This is a genomic window from Thauera humireducens, assembly GCF_001051995.2.
In the GTDB taxonomy this organism is placed as follows: Bacteria; Pseudomonadota; Gammaproteobacteria; order Burkholderiales; family Rhodocyclaceae; genus Thauera; species Thauera humireducens.
Map to the genome: position 1 here is coordinate 3,644,519 of NZ_CP014646.1, position 16,656 is coordinate 3,661,174.

Below are 16,656 nucleotides of genomic sequence, written 5' to 3' on the forward strand. Positions count from 1 at the left end.
CGGGGCATCGGACAGGGCTCCGACAGTCGGTCGTTCAGGCCGCCTTATCCTTGCGCCAGCGTTGCCACCAAGGCGTTTGGCTGATCAGCGTCAAGGCCATCGCCAACGCGATCGTGAGCGAGATCGGCGAGGTGAAGAAGCTCGCGAAGTAGGTGATCAGGTCGCCTTCGGCCGAAATCATCGCCTGGCGGTAGCTGCGATCCATGAGTGGGCCAAGGATGATGCCGAGGATGATTGGCGCGACCTGGAAGCCGTACATTTTCATGAGGTAGCCGAACAACCCAAAGCCAAGCATCCAATAGACATCGACCACGTTATTGTTGATCGCATAGGCGCCGATCGTCGACAGCACGAGGATGAGGGGCAGCAGGATGGGCTTGGGAATCTCCATGATCTTGCAGAACACCTTGATGCCGGTGAGCCCGAAGATAAGGAGGAAGACGTTGGCGAGGCACAAGGCGCCGACGAGGAACCAGAACAGATGCGGCGTCTGGATCATCAGCATCGGTCCGGGGTTGAGCCCGTGGATGTAGAGCGCACCGATGATCACCGCAGTGACTGCGTCGCCCGGGATGCCCAGCGTCAGCATAGGCACATGGGCGCCGCCGACCGCTGCGTTGTTGGCCGATTCGGGCGCAACCAGTCCCTCGTAGGCGCCCTCGCCGAAGGGGCGCGACGGATTCTTTACGCTGCGTTTGGCGTGGTCATAGGCGAGCAGTGCAGCGATGTCGCCGCCAGCACCCGGAAGCGCGCCGACAACGACGCCGATCCCCGATGTCCGCATCGACAGGGGCAGGTATTTCTTCACCATGGCCCACGACGGAAGGATCTTGGATACGTCCTGTCGGACGGCCTTGAGCTTGATGTCGTGCACCTGAGACAGTACCTCGGCGACACCGAAGAAGCCGATCATCGCGGCGACATAGGAGATGCCGGCCGATAACTGCATGGAGCCGAAGGTCAGACGGGGTTCCGCGGTCAGCGGATCGAGGCCTACCGTGCCGATGGTGACACCGAGTGCACCCGCGAAGATGCCCTTGTACAAGGACTCGCCGGACAGGCTGCCGACCAGCAGGATGCCCCAGATCGCCAGCAGTAGGTAGTCGCGTGAATGGAACTGCAGTGCGAAGTCCGACATTGCTGGAGCGGCCAGGGCCAGAGCGCCAATGCCGACGAAGCCGCCGATGACCGACACGATCGTGGTCAGTCCGATTGCTGCGCCTGCCTCGCCGCGCTTGGCCATTGGATAGCCGTCGAAAGCGGTGGCGATGGCTGATGGCGCGCCCGGGATGTTGAGTAGGATCGCCGTGCGCGAGCCGCCATAGACTCCACCGAGGTAGATGCCGCACATCAACGCCAGCGCCTCGTTGACCTGCCATTTGAAAGTGAAGGAGATCAGGATCGATACGGCCATCGTCACTGACAGCCCGGGGATGGCGCCGATATAGATGCCTGCGAGCGTGCCCGCGGCAACCAGCCCGATCAGGCCTGGATCCATCCACGAAATGAGGAAGTAGCCGAGCGCTTCGTTCATTTGAACAGTCCTTGGATCAGCGTGCCCTTGGGTACGACGACCGAAAAGATGGTTTGAAACACGACGTAGATGAAGCCGATCATGGCAGCGCTGACGAGCAAGTTGATCATCAGCTTGCGGCTGCCCAGCAGCCACATCGAGATAACGAGGAAAACGTAGGAACTGAGGATGAAACCCAGTTGCTCCAGCGCCAGCATGTAACCGATGATCGCCGCGGTGAAGGCAACGATGAGGGTTGGCGTCACGTGGGCATAGAACTGAAAGATCAATGATTGTCCGGGTTCGCCTTCGACGCGGCCGACGCGCAGGGTCTGGAACAGGATGATGATCGCGCTGATGCTCATCACCGCCGTCGTCACCATCGGGTAGGCGCCGGCCGAGGTAAAGGATGAGAAGCCGGAGATCTTGTATGAATGCCAGAACAGGAAGAGGCTGGCTGCGAGCAACAGCAGCGCGAAAACGACCTCACCGGCCAGGCGGCGGCGTTGGATGTGCATGATGGCCTCCAGTGGTGATGTTCTTGTTTTGTGTGTTGCGCCGCGCCACGGCGTCGGGCGCCGTGGCGGGCAGACAGAGCGGTAGCGTATCCGGTGCGGATCAGGGCTTCGGAATGCCCAGTTCGGCGGGGTTCTTCTTGGCGACCCCCGCGTCCTGATAGACCCATGCAGTCACAGACTGCCAACGGTCGATGAACTGCTTGGCTTCGTCACCGGAGATGTTCAGCATGACGTTTCCGCGGCTTTCCATCATGGCCCGGTATTCCGGGGTGTCGACCGCAGTCTTGAACGCCGCAGCCAGCTTCTGCTTGGCCTCGTCCGGAATATCCTTCTTGGCGAAGACGCCGAAGAAGGAGCCCCATGGCACGTATTTCTTGAGATCCGGTAGCGCTTCGGTCATCGGCGGAATGTCCATGTAGGGCTTGGAATCGAGCACGCCGAGCACTTTCAGGCGACCCGCCTTGATGTGTTCCTGCACGGCGCCCGCTGCGATGAAGCCGAAGTCGACGTGGCCGCCCAGCATCGCAGTAATGCCCGGACCATCGCCATCGAACGGGACCGGATTGACCGGGAACTTAGTCAGCGACGCGATCATGGCGCTTGAAGTGAAGGGCACGGTGCCAATTCCGGCGGTGTACATCTTGATCTTGCCCGGGTTGGCCTGGACGTCCGTCAACAGATCCTTGAAGCTGTTCCAGGACTTGTCCTTGTTTGCCACCAGCAGCACGTTGCCGCGCGAGATGATGTTGACCGGGTAGAAGGCGTTGTAGTCAAAGTCGGCGAGACCCATTACCTTGTACAGGGCCGGGTTCTCGGCCCCCATCAGCAGGGTGTAGCCGTCTGAAGGCTGCTGCAACACGAAATTGGCGCCAATCACGCCAACGCCCCCAGCCTTGTTCTGTAACACGAGCTTCTTGCCGAGGGCCTGTTCAGCTTGGGCTGCCATGCCGCGCACAGCAACGTCGGTCGCACCACCCGGACCCCACTGGATCACCCCCGAAACTTCACGTTCGGGAAAACTCTGTGCTGCTGCCAGGCTGCTGAGCAGTGACAGGGCAGCGACGCCCGCCAGCTTGCGGTAATTCATCATGGTTGTCTCCTCTGGTTAGGATGTGGTGTGCAAGGTGCTTCAGGTGACTTGTGTGCGGCGCACCTGATCAGGCCGCAAACCGTAGTGCACGATTACGCTCGCGGATCTCGCGCCGTGCTTCCAGCGGGTGCCCGCTGGTCTCCTTTTCCCGATGCGTTCTGCTGTTGTCGCGACGTGCGTCCAATCTAGTTCAGGGTTGGGCATCGTAGTGTCCCCTGTGATACGTGTTTGTGCGCACAGCGAACAAACTCCAGCAGAGGCCACGCGAACGATGCGCCTCAATGGCTACGCGCACGGCCGCCGAACAAGCTCGAGTTCTGGTAGCCCAGTCCCAGCTCTTCTGCGGTCTTCAGGAGTTCAGGCGCCAGGGCCTGCATCCGCTCCTCGGTCAGGCGGGCGCTCGGGCCCGAGACGCTCAACACACCGATCACGGCTTTCGTCACCGGGTGCTTGACTGCCGTCGCAATGGCCGCGAGTCCTGGTTCTGAGCAGTCCGTGACCATGGCGTAGCCTCGTTCGCGCGCGAGTTCGATGCAGGACAGCACTTCCTTCAGTGTCCGCGGTGCATTGCGACCGAGCTCTGGCCCCAGTGCGATGCCCTGACGCGACACCAGTTGCAGCGCGTCTTCGTCACTCAGGCAGGCCAGCCAGGCAAACCCGGTCGACGTGCACGACAGGGGGGCTGCGCGCCCCATGTCGGGGTCGTAGCGCAGGCCTTGCTGCGCCCCCTGTGCCTTGCCGACCCAGACCTGGCTCTGGTTGGGTGGATCGCCTTCGATGACACTCAGGCGTACCAACTCACCGGTCGAGGTGGCAAGTCGATCCATCAGCGGTTGGGCGATGTCGTTGATGCCGCTGCGGGCGAGGAAGCCCAGTGCGACCGTCAGCAGACGCATCGTCAACATGTAGTGGGCGCTTGCGGTGTCCTGTCGCACGTAGCCGTACTCCACCAGTGAGGCCAGCAGGCGGTGCGCGGCGCTCTTGGGAATGTTCAGCGAATCGGCGACATCCTGCAGGGCAATGCCCTGTGGGTGGTTCGCAAGCAGTTCGAGGGCGCCAAAGGCGCGCGAGAGAAGTGATCCGGCCATGGGTTCGATAATAGAGAATGAGGTTCTAGAATGGAATAGTGTTCAAGAAAAATTTTTATTCAAGTAAAAGGGAAATCTTGAACGCTGGCTTCGGGTCGATGGAAACGGGATTTGGTTCCACTTCGGAACCATACGCCTCCTCCTGGCTGGACACCAGCATGCGTGAGAAACGGCGCCGAAAAAGCGCAACCAGGCATGCTCAAAAAATACTGGTACAACCTTTTAAAGTGGAATACAGTTCTAAAAATAACATCCAGTACATCATCGAGAAGAACGAGGAGCCTCATGCTGAAACGTATCGAAGACATCCAGGACGGTGAGCGCTACGACGTCGTTGTCGTCGGCGCCGGTGGCGCTGGCATGTCCGCAGCGCTGTATGCCGCCATCGACGGTGCCAAGGTCCTATTGGTCGAGTCGACCGAATATGTGGGCGGCACGACGGCCTATTCGGGCGCGACCACCTGGATCGTGGGGACGCGGCATGCCCCCAAAGTGAATCCGAAGGATTCATTGCAGGATGCCAAGCGATTCCTTGATCTGGCGGTGGGCGAGCGCTCGGATCCGCGTGTCCGGCAGGCTTTCCTCGACAACGGCGCAGATGCGGTGGCGAAGATCGAGGACAATTCGCACGTCAAGTACCGCCCGCGCGACTTTCACCCCGACTACCTGTCCGAGCTCGAAGGATCGACCACGTGTGGCCGCGCGCTGGAGCCCTATCCGTTTGATGGCCGCTTGTTGGGCGAACACTTCAACCTTATCCGCCCGCCCATTCCGGAGTTCACCGTGCTGAAGGGCATGATGGTCGACCGTGACGACATCTTGCGGTTGATGGCCTTCATCAAGCAGTGGTGGGGCTCATGGGACACTTTCAAGTACGTCACCCGCATCATGTTGCGCCACGCCGGCGACCGACTGCGCTACCCGCGTGGCACACGATTGGTGATGGGTAACGCGCTGATCGGACGTCTGTTGTTGTCCATCCGCGAGCGTGGCGTGAGCCTGATGACGGAAACGCGTGTCACGGAGTTGAGGCGTGGCGCCGAAGGGGTCGATGCGCTGGTCTTGAGTCAGCGCGGCGTGTCGCGTCGTATCGAGGTGACGGGCGGGGTGATCATGGCGACCGGCGGCTTCAATCGCCACCCGCAGCGCCGTGCGCAACTGATGCCGGGCGCCGACGTCAATTGGTGTCCGGGCGGTCCAGGTCACACCGGGGCCTTGCATGAGCTGGCCGAAGCGGTGGGTGCGCGCTATGGCGAGGGTGAACTCAGCCCGTGCTTCTGGGCGCCGGTGTCGATCCGCAAGCGCAAGGATGGCAGTCAGGCGGTGTTTCCGCACTTCGTTTTCGATCGTGCCAAGCCGGGCATGATGATCGTCAATCAGCACGGCAAGCGTTACTACAACGAGTCGATTTCCTATCACCTCACCGGCATCACCATGCAGGCGGCGAACAAGACCACGCCGTCGGTCCCGTCCTTCCTCGTCACCGATGCAGACGGGATGCGCAAGTACGGCATGGGCATGGTGCGGCCGAACAAGATGGGGTTGGCCGAGGCGCTGGCCGATGGCTATGTCGTTTCCGGCAATACGCTTGCGGAACTGGCGCGCAAGCTCGGCGTGGAGGCCGCCAATCTCGAGCAGGCCGCGGCCGATATCGGGCGCTTCGCCAAAACCGGCGTGGATGAACATTTCCAGCGCGGTACGACGTTGTATCAGCGGGCCAACGGCGATGCGACCTGGAGCGGCCCCAACCCCAGCCTGGGTCCGATCGAGACCGCGCCGTTCTATGCGGTGCGCCTCTACCCGGGCGATATCGGCGCGGCCAAAGGCTTTCAGACCGATGAGAACGCACGCGCGCTCGATGCCGCTGACCAGTCGATTCCCGGGCTGTATGCCGTCGGCAACGACCAGCAGTCGATCATGGGAGGCACCTATCCGGGGCCGGGGATCACCCTTGGGCCGGGGGTGGTGTTTGCCTACCTGGCGGCGCGGGACGCCGTAGCCCGGGCACGGCGCTGAGTACGCCACACCAGCCCTGCCTGGCAGGGCTGCAACGCCAAGGGCGTTGACGCAAAAAGGGAGGGGATATCCCCTCCCTTTTTTGCATCAACGTCGTTCACCCGTCAGGGCTGCATCTCAGCAGCTTGCTAGCAGATGTTGGCACGCCTCGCGCAGACGGCGTGCGCGTTGGAATGGGCCCACGGTGCGGGCCAATGCCATCTGCGGCACCTCGATGGACAGCGCGATGCCTGCCGGCAATGCCCCGAGCAGTTCGCGCAGTGGCAGTCCGCCTTCAGCCGGAGGCAAACGTTCGGCACGGGCCTGAAACAGGATTTCCTCGGTGCTGGTCGGGCGTGCGGCCGGCGCATCGCAGAACTGCATGTAGCGGAAGCGCGATGGCGGGATGGCGGCAAGCCCCTCAATGGTGTCGCCGCTGCGGTCGAAATGGATCGGATCGACAATGATGCCGGCATTGTCGCGTCCGGCGGCGCGGATGATCGTGTCGGCTTCGGCGACGTTGCGCACGTCGGTCCACGGCATCGGTTCGAGGTGGGCTGCCAGACCGTAGCGCGCTGCGAGGTCGCAGGTGGCGCCAAAGTTGTCGACCAGGCGTGCGTGATCGGGGTCGTTGCCCGCGAGCAAGACGTGCTGGGCACCCAGGCGGGCGCCGGTTTCGAAGAAGGCTTCGAAATCGGTGACCCGTGTGTCGGGTTTCAGGCGCAGGATCTCGATGTCCAGCACCTTGACCCCGGTATCCTGCAGGCGCGCAAGCACGTCGCGGATCACGGGTGTATCGCCGATGGTGGGGTAATGGGCCTCCGTCGGCGTCGCCGGGTTGAGGCGCAGGCCGACGTGGGAATAGCCCGCCCACGCGGCGCAGCTCACCATGTCGGCGGGGGAGAGGTCCAGCACGGTGAGTGCTGCGAGCGAGAGCGGGCGATTCATCGGGTCTGGCCTCTCAGCGCAGCGGCGAATTCGGCGCCGGCAGGAAGATGGCGCTGTGCAGCGTGGTCAGGTGGGCAGGGCCGCCCTTCGGCGGCCACACACCTTGTGCCACGGAGTCGGCACGAGCCTTGGCGCGGGCGTCGGTGCTGGCGTACGGCCAGATGTTCATGAAGCGCGGGCCTTGGCCGTCCAGTGCGTACATCGCGATCAGCAGGGGTGACACCGCGTGGCGTGCGGCGTAGGCGCCCTTCCAGGCTTCGATGGTGGCGGCGACGCCTTCGGGTTTGATGCCGTAGGTCCGCACTTCGTATACCGGGCCGCGCGCACCGGTCTCGACGGGCGGCAGGAAAGGGAACGCCGCGTAGGTCGACAGATTCAGGCCCAGCATCAATTCGTTGTCGAGGCCAAAGGGCTTGCCGCCCAGCATCATGCGTTCGCGCTCGGCGTCGAGATCGGAGGCGGTCTCGAATTCGCGCAGCACCATGACCTGGTTCAGTTCGCCGATGTCCGAATACCAGATCGCGAGCAGGCGACCGAGAGCCTGTGGCGCGGTGGCGTAGGCCTCGATCAGCGGATAGACCTTGGCATTGGAGAACATCGGGATGTCGATGAGGGCGACTTCATATTTTTTCATGTCGGTTTCCTTCGGTGAGAAAAGGGGAGGGGCTGAGGCGAGGTTCAGGGGTAAGTCGGCGTCACCGCGCGGCGTTCTCGCGCTGCCTGGTGGATGGCGTCGACCACGGCGATGGTGCGTGCCGCGTCTGCAACACTGATCAGCGGGGCGACTTCACCGCGTGCCACGCGCACGAAGTGACGCAACTGAAGCACTTGCGGGTCATCGGCCTGGTAGCCGATCTGCTGCTGCGACAGGGGCGCCTCCCAGTCGGCGCGCTCGTCGTAGCGCCACAGCTTGAGCTGCGGAATGGACAGTGCGCCCTCGGTACCCGACAGCAACAGGCAGGGTTGATCGTATTCCTTGGCGAACTTGGGGACCTCGTTGAGGTTCTTTTCCCAGCCCCAGGGAGAGGCGACGGCATCCGAGCCGACGATGCTGGCCAGTGCGCCGCTCTCGAAACGGAAGTTGATCGTCGCCGTGTCTTCCACCGCGAAGCCGCGTAGCGCATTGCTTGTGAAGGCCTGCACCTCGACCACTTCGCCGTAGAGGTGGCGGAGCAGGTCGGTTTCGTGCACCAGGTTGATCAGGATGACTCCGGCGCCCGCTTCGCGGCGCCAGGTCATGTCGTAATAGGCGTCGGGCTTCTTCGTTTGCCACAGTGCGGTCGCCAGGCTGGGGCGGCCGAGCGCGCCAGAGTCGATGACCTCTTTGGCGCGCGCAATCACCGGATTGTGGCGGCGATGGTGACCGACGAGGATGGGGGTCGGGCTGTCGCGCAGTGCGGCGATCAGACGACGTGCGTCATCCAGCGAGGTCGCGACCGGCTTCTCGAGCAGGGCAGGTACGCCCGCGGCGATGCAGTCGAGTGCGGTCGGCACATGGAGGTCGTTGGGATTGACGATCAGCGCGGCGTCCGGCTTCACCACGGAGAGCATCGTCCGGGCGTCGGTGAAGGCGGCGACGCCTTCTTCGTCAGCCAGGCTGCGAGTGAAGGGGTCGACCACTGCGACCAGTTCGACGTCGGGCACGCGTTTCATTGTGCCGACGTGCTGGCGACCCATGATGCCTGCGCCGATCAGGGCGATACGCAGCGGCGTGGAATGGGAGGTGTGCATTGCGTCGCTCAGTCCGTCTTGGGCATGCCGGGGATGGTGCTCATCAACGAATGGGTGAATCCGCCATCGACGCAGATGTTCTGCCCGGTGATGTAGGTCGCGCCCGGACTGAGCAGGAAGGCGACGGTGTGGGCGATGTCCTCCGGTTGGCCGATGCGATGCAGCGGGACGATGGCCTTGCGGCGCGCGGCGACGTCGGCGTTCTGGTACAGACGGTCGGTCAGGGTGGTATGCACCATGCCGGGCGACAGGCTGTTGACGCGGATCCCGTCGGCAGCCCACTCCAGCGCCAGTTGCTGGCACAGCATGATCATCGCCGCCTTGGATGAGGAGTACGCGCCGCTGTTGGGGTGGGCTTGCATGCCGGCCATCGAGGCCACGGCGACCATTGCACCGCAGCTGTTCTTCAGTGCCGGGTAGGCGGCCTGGGCCAGAAGCCAGGTGGCGCGGGTGTTGACGGCGAACAGGCGGTCCCAGCTGTCGATGTCGAGCTGGGCGAGTGAGCTGGGGCCGAGGATGCCGGCGTTGCAGACCAGGGCGTCGAGCCCCCCGCAGAATTCTTCCGCCTCGGACACCAGGCGTGCCGGCACGGCTGGGTCGGACAGGTCGCCCAGCACGGCCGCGGCGTCGGCGCCCAAGCTTTTCAGCTCGGACAACAGATTGGCGAGGTGCTCGCCCGGGTGGGTTGCGCCGATGGCCAGGCGCACGGTCTGTCCGGCGGCCCGGGCGTCACGTGTCAGCTGAAGGGCGATGGCGGCGCCGATGCCACGGCTGGCGCCGGTAATGAGTGCGCGCATGGGGTGTCTCCTCGGTGTGTCAGGCAGCGGTTCTGGCGTGGATCACGATGGCCTTGGCGGCTTCGAGCGCACTGCGGGCCCAGTGCTCGACACCGACCAGGGGAACGCGTGCGTCGTTCGGAATCTCGACGCCCACCGGCAGATCCGCCGGCAACGACTTCCAGATGCCGGCGAGGTTGATCGCGCCTTCGCCCGGCAGTAGCCGCTCGCAGCGTGCGGCATGGATCAGGCCCTCCGTGGTGGTCGGCCGTTCGGCGGGACCGTCGCAGATCTGTGCGTAGTGCAACCATTCGCGCGGGAGCCCGTCGAGGTCGGCCAGCGTGCCGCCGGAGCGGTCGAAATGTAGTGCGTCGATGAGGATGCCGCCGTTGTCCGGCCGGGCTGCGGAGATGATTTCGATGGCGTCGTGGATACCCGGCGCGGCGGTCCAGGGCATGAACTCGAGGTCGCCCGACAACCCGTAGGGCTTTGCGGCTTCGCACAGCCGGGCGTAGGAGTCGATCAGACGCGCGCGGTCGGCGTCGTCGCAGGCGACCAATATGCATTGCGCTCCCAAGCGTTGGCCCACCTCGAAGAAGCGCGTGTACTGCGCCGGATCGAAGTCGGCATTCAGACGGATCATCTCCAGGTCGAAGATCTTCACGCCGGTATCGGCAATACGCGCAAGTGTTTCCCGCAGCAGCGCTTCGTCGTCCATCAGCGGATAGGCGGCGCCGCCAGGCGCCGCGGGCAGCAGCCGGATGCCGGCGTGGCTGTAGCCGCAGCGTGCCGCCAGCTCGACAAGTTGTGGCGGTTTGTGGTCCAACGCGGTGAGCTGCGACGGGGAAAACGGCGGTAGGGCGGGGGTGGGGATCATTGTCTCTTCCGTGTTGTGGTTATTAGGGGGTGTCATGCGCGGCGGCGTTCGCTGCTTTCGTCAGGCCTCCAGACGGCAACGGTTTCGTGCGGGATGTGCGGAGCGCTGCCCGTCATGGCATGGCCTTGCGTAGATGCGGGGGCACCTTCCAGCGCGACACCTGCTGCGTGGTGAGCTGCGATGTAGCCGAAGGTCATTGCCGGACCCAACGTGATGCCACCGCTTGGATAGCGCCCGCCCATCACGCTCGACATGTCCGCACCGCAGGCGTACAGGCCGTCGATGGGCTGGCCGTCGGCATCCAGCACGCGGGCCGCGGCGTCGGTGCGCAGGCCGGCAAAGGTGCCCAGGCTGCCGGGCAGCACGTGAACCGCGTAGTAGGGGCCGCTTTCGATCGGGGCGACGCAGGGGTTCGGTTGATGGCCTGCGTCGCCATTGATGCGGTTGTATGGGGTGTCGCCACGACCAAAGGCGGGGTCTTCGCCGCGCTGGGCGTAGCGGTTGTATTGCGCCACGGTCGCAGCCAGGCCGGCTGCGTCGATGCCGCAGGCATGTGCCAGCGCTTCGATGCTGTCGCCGCGTTTCAGGTAGCCCGAGCGCAGCATGGGGCCGAGCGGAAAAGGTGCGGGACGCACACGGCCCAGCCCGTAGCGACGGATGAAGCGGTGGTCGCACAGCAACCAGGCTTCTGCCGCGTCGCCTTGATGTGTGGTGGCGAATAGCGCAGAAATGAAGTCGTAGTAGGACCCGGCTTCATTCACGAAGCGGTTGCCGTCGCGGCGCACGGCGATGATGCCCGGCTTGGCACGCTCGATCAGATGCGGGAAATGACCGACGCTGCCGTCCTTGCGTTCCACGCGAGACACGGGCGCCCAGGCGCCGGCCGCCGGCAGTGTGTCCGGGACCGTGCCGCCCGCGCTTTCGCCCAGGCGCAGACCGTCGCCGGTGTTGCTGAAAGGCGCGGCGGACCAGTGCTCGCGTCCTGTCGGCGTATGTGGAAACAAACGTTGAGCCCGTTTGGGATCGTGCGGAAAGCCGCCAGCGGCCAGCACTACGCCACAACGGGCGCGAACTTCGATGTCGCCGCGTGGGGCACCGCTGAATGCCGTGCTCACCAAGGCGCCATGCACCTTGCCGTTCTCGACGATCAACTCGCGCACCGGACTATCGGTCCAGATCTGCACGTCGCGATCGAATGCGGACTTGGCCAGCCGCGCGACTAGGGCGTTGCCGTTGACCAGCCTCATGCCGCGGCGGTGGAGGAGCAGATCCATGAAATGCACCAGTACGCGGCGGGTAACGTGGCGGAAGGATTCCCACGATCGCAGGCTGTTCATGAAATGACGCAGGTCGGCCCCCGATGCGATGCCCATGCCCCAGGGTGCGATGAGGTCCAGCGGCGGACGCAGACGCTTGACGTGCGCCCCAAGTTCGCGTGCGTCGAACGGTGCCGCGCACACCGAGCGTCCGCCGGTAGCCGCGCCTGGCTGCTTGCCGTGGAAGTCGGGGATCAGGTTGCCGTCGATGAACTGCACGGTGGTTTTCTTGCGGAAGAAGTCCACCATGCGCGGGCCATGCGTCAGGAAAGCATCGACGCGGTCGGCGTCGTAGTGCTCGCCCAGTTCATTGCGCAGATAGGTGCGTGGCACCTCGATGTCTTCGACGATACCGGCTTCTACAGCCAGCGGATTGCGCGGAATCCATAGCCAGCCGCCCGACCAGGCCGAGGTGCCGCCATAGACGGATTCCTTCTCGACCACCAGGACTTTCAGGCCGAGCTCGGCGGCGACCACTGCGCTCGACAGGCCGCCTGCTCCGGAGCCGACCACCAGCAGGTCGACTTCGATGGGCGCGTTGGAAACGGGTGAGGCAGAGGCAGTCGCAGCGTTCATCGGATTGATCCGGTTCGAGCAAAAAGATGGGGCGGGCGGAGGTGTTCTGTGGCCTGCCGGCTTGGCTAGGGCGCCCGCCCCGAAGGGACGCGGTAGACGCTCAGCGGGCCAGTGGACCGGCTTCGAGCAGGAAGTCGATCATCCGATCGCGCACGGCAGCGAACATGCCGGTGCCGATCTGCGTCAGGCAGCCCTTGTCCCGCGCGGCCTGGATCATCGGTGTGACGGCAGGTACGGTGATCACGTCGCCGACGAACATGCCCGCGACGAACTTGTCGGCCTGAACCGGCAGTGGGTCATCGGCGCGCATGCCGGCGGGCGTGGCGTTGACGATGACGTCGAAGCCGCTCGGGTCATTGCTGCCGGCGATGACCTTGTCGCCATGCACGCTGCGCAGGCGGGTGATCAAGGCATCGCAACGTTGGGTGTCACCGTCATGCACGGCCAGTTCGGAGACGCCGGCGTCGAGCAGAGCCAGGGCGATGGCCGAGCCTGCGCCACCGGCGCCGACCAACAGAGCGCGCTTGCCTTCGGGCTGACAGCCCACCGCGCGCGCCGCGGCAACGAAGCCTTCGCCATCACACATGTCGCCATGCCAGCTGCCGTCAGGGTTGCGGCGCATGATGTTGCAGGCGCTCAGGAAATTCGCACGATCGGTGGCGGTGGCACACAGCGCGTGGGCGGCGAACTTGTGCGGCACGGTCATGCTGATGCCGTCGAAGTTCTTGGCAAGGCTGATGCCGCTCACCAGCGTGGCGAGGTCGGCCGGGCTGACATGGACCGGCACCATGACTGCATTCACGCCCCGTTCGTGCAAGGTCGCGGTAACGCCTGCGGGCGATTTCACCTGTGCAATCGGGTCACCCATGATCGCGAGGACACGGGTTTCGCCGCTGAGGGACTGAAGGGGGTGGCTCATGTATCGTCTCCGTGAAGCCCGTTTTTGTAAAAATTGAAATGCAGTTCCAAAATGAAAACATATTTCAGAAATAACTGCAACGCGTGCATGATGTCTGGGGTGTAACAGGGCTGCGCAGTGGCAAGATCAACGAGGTCGGTAGCGGCCTTCAGGAGGACGAATGAAGATCGATGGGGTGATATTCGATTGCGACGGCACGCTGGTTGACAGTGAAGGGCTGGCCGTCGAGATCGTGTTGGAACTGCTGGCGGAAGCCGGCGTGAGGCTGAGCGCGGCTGAGCTGATGCCACGCTTTCACGGCCGGCGCTTTGCGACAGTGGTCGACGAACTGTGTCAGGCGTTTCCGGTGCTGGATGCGCAGGCTCTGACGGCGCACTTTCGCGCACGTACCCCGGTGGTGTTCCGTCAGCGGCTCAAGGCCATGCCTGGTGCGCTGGCGTTGGTGAGTGGCCTGGAGATCGAGAAATGTGTGGCGTCGAACGGGCCCGTCAGCAAGATCGAGACCTGCTTGGCGGTGACCGGGCTGCTGCCGCATTTCGAAGGGCGGATCGTCAGTGCCTTCGAAGTTGAGGCGTGGAAACCGGACCCGCGCCTGATCGAGGTGGCTGCGCAGCGCATGGGCGTGGCGATCGATCGGTGCCTGCTGGTCGAGGACAGCCTGCCCGGTGTGCAGGCTGGACTAACTGCGGGCGCGCGGGTCGTCGCCTACCGGATGAGCGATCTGCAGCTCGGGGCGCTAGTGGGGCGAGTTACCCGGATCGATGAGCTGAGCGACCTTCAGGCTTTGCTCTGAGGGCAGGGCGCCGCGAACATGAGCGGCACCTCCGTCAGCTCCACCCCATCCGGTGTCTCGAATCAAACGCCCGTCGTTGCAGTCAAGTGCCTGCGGATACCCGATATTCCCGGAAGGATGCTCGTGCTCCGTCACACTCTCGAGCGCCTCGCAGGCTGACACGATGTGCAGCTGAACCCTATCAGGGCGAAAGAACAGAACGGGCGACACCTTGTGGGTGACGCCCGTTCTGGCATGCGGCGCCGCTTTCCGGCGCGCGATGAGGCTTACTTGAAGGTCGGGTCGAACGGCAGGCCGACGTAGTTCTCGGCGATGGTCGTCTTGCCGGCGGTCGAGCTCATCAGGTAGTCCAGCTCGGCGATCTGGATCTTGTGCTCGATCGGGTCGTCGTTGAACTTGTGCATGATCGAGGTGAACCACCACGAGAAGCGCACGGCGGCCCAGACGCGGCGCAGCGCAGTCTCCGAGTAGCGGTCGAGCAGGTCGTCGCGGCCTTCGGTGTAGTGGGCGATCAGTGCGGTCGACAGGTAGTACATGTCGGACGCGGCCAGGTTCAGGCCCTTGGCACCGGTCGGCGGCACGATGTGGGCGGCGTCGCCGACCAGGAACATGTTGCCGAAGCGCATCGGCTCGGTGACGAAGGAGCGCAGCGGGGCGATGCTCTTCTCGAGCGAGGGGCCGGTGACGAGCTTGGCGGCGATGTGCTCGGGCAGGCGCTTCTTCAGCTCTTCCCAGAAGCGCTGGTCGGACCAGTCCTCGACCTTCTCGTCCAGGCCGACCTGCAGGTAGTAGCGGCTGCGGGTGTGCGAACGCTGCGAGCACAGTGCGAAGCCACGCTTGTGGTTGGCATAGATCAGCTCTTCGTGCACCGGCGGGGTGTCGGACAGCAGGCCCAGCCAGCCGAAGGGGTAGATGCGCTCGTACTCGGTGATCATGTCGCGCGGCACCGAGGCGCGCGAGGCACCGTGGTAGCCGTCGCAGCCGGCGATGTAGTCGCAGTCGACCGTGATCTGCTGGCCGTCCTTGAAGAACTGCAGCTGAGGCTTGCCTTCGAGGAAGTTGATCGGGCGCACGTCGCCGGCGTTGAAGATGACGGTGATGTTCTCGTCCTTCAGCACCGCGTCGTACAGGTCCTTGGTCAGCTCGGTCTGGCCATACACCATGACCTGCTGGCCGCCGGTGAGCGACTTCATGTCGATGCGCTCTTCGCGGTCATTGAAGGTCAGCACGATGCCGTCGTGGACCAGGCCTTCCTTGTCCATGCGCTCGCTCACCTTGGCGCGGCGCATCAGGTCGATCATGCCCTGCTCGAGGATGCCGGCGCGGATGCGGGCTTCGACGTAGGCGCGGTCCTGGCGCTCGAGGATGACGCTCTTGATGCCCGACAGGCTGAGCAGGCGGGCGAGGCACAGGCCCGATGGGCCGCCGCCGATGATGCCGACTTGTGTTTGCATGAGTCTCTCTCCGTTTGTGGGATTGTTGTCGCGGGGACGGACTGAACTATAGGTATCGGAATGCCGCCCCGCTTGAACTCCACATCGTGAATGCTTGTACTTTTAGAAAGTCGTGGCATGCTGACTGTGCGCCCATTTACACGGATCAAGGACGAAGCGATGGCCCTGCCCGGCGTGCCTACCTACAAGCTGTTCGGCGAGAAGGAACTGTGGCCGACGCCCGAGCCGGTGCACTACGAGACGATTGCCGCGCGCAGCGCGCTGCATGACTGGGAAATCACCCCCCACAGCCATGACGGCTTGATACAGATCGTGTTTCTGCTATCGGGCGAGGCGCGCATGACCTTCGAGACGCGCAGCTTCGAGCTGCAGACGCCGTGCCTGGTCATGGTGCCGGCGCGTCACATCCATGGCTTTCGCTTTTCGCCCGACATGGTGGGGCACATCGTGACGCTGCCGCAGGCGCTGCTGGGCGAATTGCTTGTACTTTCGCCTGATCTGCGGGTGGCATTCGACTCGCTGCGCTACCTGCCGCTGGCCGAGGGCGAGGAAAGTGTCGAACGCATGCGACTGCGCTTCGAGCAGTTCGGACGGGAGTACGCGGGCCATCAGCCCGGGCGCATCAGCATGCTGATGGCGATCCTCGGACTGGTGGTGGTGGAGCTTGCCCGCGCCGGCGGGGCAACCGCCGAGCGCGCGTCGCAGGACCGCATCCGGCAGCGCGTGGAGCGCTTCCACATGCTCATCGAGCAGCACTTCCGCGACTGGCAGCCGGTGAGCTTCTACGCGCAGCGCCTGGGCGTGTCGCCCCAGCAGCTCAACGAGAGCTGCCGGCGCGAGGCCGGCACCAATGCGCAGAACCTGATCCACGAACGCCTGCTGCTGGAGGCGCGACGCTTGCTCGCGTATTCCGATCTCGACGTGACCGGCATCGGCTACTCCCTCGGCTTTCGCGATCCGGCCTACTTTTCGCGCTTCTTCGCGCGGCACCAGGGGCTCACGCCCACCGAGTTCCGGCAGGCGTTCTCCCCTGCAGCGCCGTCGGGCACGGCACCCTGAACA

Annotated in this window: 15 protein-coding genes; 3 read left to right on the top strand and 12 right to left on the bottom strand. The window is 64.1% G+C overall.

Annotated elements, in window-relative coordinates; all coding sequences use genetic code 11:
* Positions 1-34: 34 nt before the first annotated feature.
* The 4 genes from AC731_RS16950 to AC731_RS16965 form a co-directional block, all read right to left on the bottom strand.
* Positions 35-1,534 carry a tripartite tricarboxylate transporter permease gene (locus tag AC731_RS16950; RefSeq protein ID WP_048707874.1) on the bottom strand — a complete coding sequence of 500 codons (1,500 nt, stop codon included), beginning with the start codon at positions 1,532-1,534 and terminating at the stop codon, positions 35-37.
* Positions 1,531-2,031, bottom strand: a complete 501-nt coding sequence (locus AC731_RS16955) for a tripartite tricarboxylate transporter TctB family protein (RefSeq protein ID WP_004260047.1) — start codon at positions 2,029-2,031, stop codon at positions 1,531-1,533. The genes AC731_RS16950 and AC731_RS16955 overlap by 4 nt, the downstream gene beginning before the upstream one ends.
* Positions 2,032-2,131: 100 nt before the next feature.
* Positions 2,132-3,121: a tripartite tricarboxylate transporter substrate binding protein gene (locus tag AC731_RS16960; protein ID WP_004260050.1), complete on the bottom strand. Its 990-nt coding sequence runs from the start codon at positions 3,119-3,121 to the stop codon at positions 2,132-2,134.
* 278 nt (positions 3,122-3,399) lie between these two features.
* On the bottom strand, positions 3,400-4,209 hold the full coding sequence (locus tag AC731_RS16965; protein ID WP_004260054.1) for an IclR family transcriptional regulator: 810 nt from the start codon (positions 4,207-4,209) through the stop codon (positions 3,400-3,402).
* A gap of 195 nt (positions 4,210-4,404) precedes the next feature.
* On the opposite strand from AC731_RS16965, the gene AC731_RS16970 reads away from it, so the two are divergent.
* Positions 4,405-6,225: an FAD-dependent oxidoreductase gene (locus AC731_RS16970; protein WP_237266557.1), complete on the top strand. Its 1,821-nt coding sequence runs from the start codon at positions 4,405-4,407 to the stop codon at positions 6,223-6,225.
* A 117-nt stretch (positions 6,226-6,342) separates the two neighbouring features.
* Here AC731_RS16970 and AC731_RS16975 read toward each other — a convergent pair whose 3' ends face one another.
* The 7 genes from AC731_RS16975 to AC731_RS17005 all read right to left on the bottom strand — a co-directional run bounded on the left by AC731_RS16975 (position 6,343) and on the right by AC731_RS17005 (position 13,347).
* Positions 6,343-7,152, bottom strand: coding sequence for a sugar phosphate isomerase/epimerase family protein (locus AC731_RS16975; protein WP_048707879.1), 810 nt, complete (start codon positions 7,150-7,152; stop codon positions 6,343-6,345).
* 13 nt (positions 7,153-7,165) lie between these two features.
* Entirely contained in the window at positions 7,166-7,786 is a 621-nt protein-coding gene (locus AC731_RS16980; RefSeq protein ID WP_004260063.1) for an NIPSNAP family protein, read from the bottom strand.
* A gap of 44 nt (positions 7,787-7,830) precedes the next feature.
* Positions 7,831-8,883 (bottom strand): Gfo/Idh/MocA family protein, encoded by a 1,053-nt coding sequence (locus AC731_RS16985; RefSeq protein ID WP_048707882.1) that lies wholly within the window; start codon positions 8,881-8,883, stop codon positions 7,831-7,833.
* A gap of 8 nt (positions 8,884-8,891) precedes the next feature.
* Positions 8,892-9,680 carry an SDR family NAD(P)-dependent oxidoreductase gene (locus AC731_RS16990; protein ID WP_048707884.1) on the bottom strand — a complete coding sequence of 263 codons (789 nt, stop codon included), beginning with the start codon at positions 9,678-9,680 and terminating at the stop codon, positions 8,892-8,894.
* A 19-nt stretch (positions 9,681-9,699) separates the two neighbouring features.
* Complete coding sequence (locus AC731_RS16995; RefSeq protein ID WP_048707886.1) at positions 9,700-10,536, bottom strand: sugar phosphate isomerase/epimerase family protein; 837 nt, start codon at positions 10,534-10,536, stop codon at positions 9,700-9,702.
* Between the two features lie 32 nt (positions 10,537-10,568).
* Positions 10,569-12,428, bottom strand: a complete 1,860-nt coding sequence (locus AC731_RS17000; RefSeq protein ID WP_048707887.1) for an FAD-dependent oxidoreductase — start codon at positions 12,426-12,428, stop codon at positions 10,569-10,571.
* A gap of 100 nt (positions 12,429-12,528) precedes the next feature.
* Positions 12,529-13,347, bottom strand: coding sequence for a shikimate dehydrogenase family protein (locus AC731_RS17005; protein WP_004260077.1), 819 nt, complete (start codon positions 13,345-13,347; stop codon positions 12,529-12,531).
* 160 nt (positions 13,348-13,507) lie between these two features.
* On the opposite strand from AC731_RS17005, the gene AC731_RS17010 reads away from it, so the two are divergent.
* Positions 13,508-14,140, top strand: a complete 633-nt coding sequence (locus AC731_RS17010) for an HAD-IA family hydrolase (RefSeq protein ID WP_053085846.1) — start codon at positions 13,508-13,510, stop codon at positions 14,138-14,140.
* Between the two features lie 266 nt (positions 14,141-14,406).
* Here the strand turns inward: AC731_RS17010 and pobA are convergent, their stop codons facing one another.
* The gene (pobA, locus tag AC731_RS17015) at positions 14,407-15,594 is read right to left on the bottom strand and encodes a 4-hydroxybenzoate 3-monooxygenase (protein WP_048707890.1); all 1,188 of its coding nucleotides are present in this window, start codon (positions 15,592-15,594) and stop codon (positions 14,407-14,409) included.
* A 117-nt stretch (positions 15,595-15,711) separates the two neighbouring features.
* Between pobA and AC731_RS17020 the strand changes: the two genes are divergently transcribed.
* On the top strand, positions 15,712-16,653 hold the full coding sequence (locus tag AC731_RS17020; RefSeq protein ID WP_082794362.1) for a helix-turn-helix domain-containing protein: 942 nt from the start codon (positions 15,712-15,714) through the stop codon (positions 16,651-16,653).
* Positions 16,654-16,656: the final 3 nt, after the last annotated feature.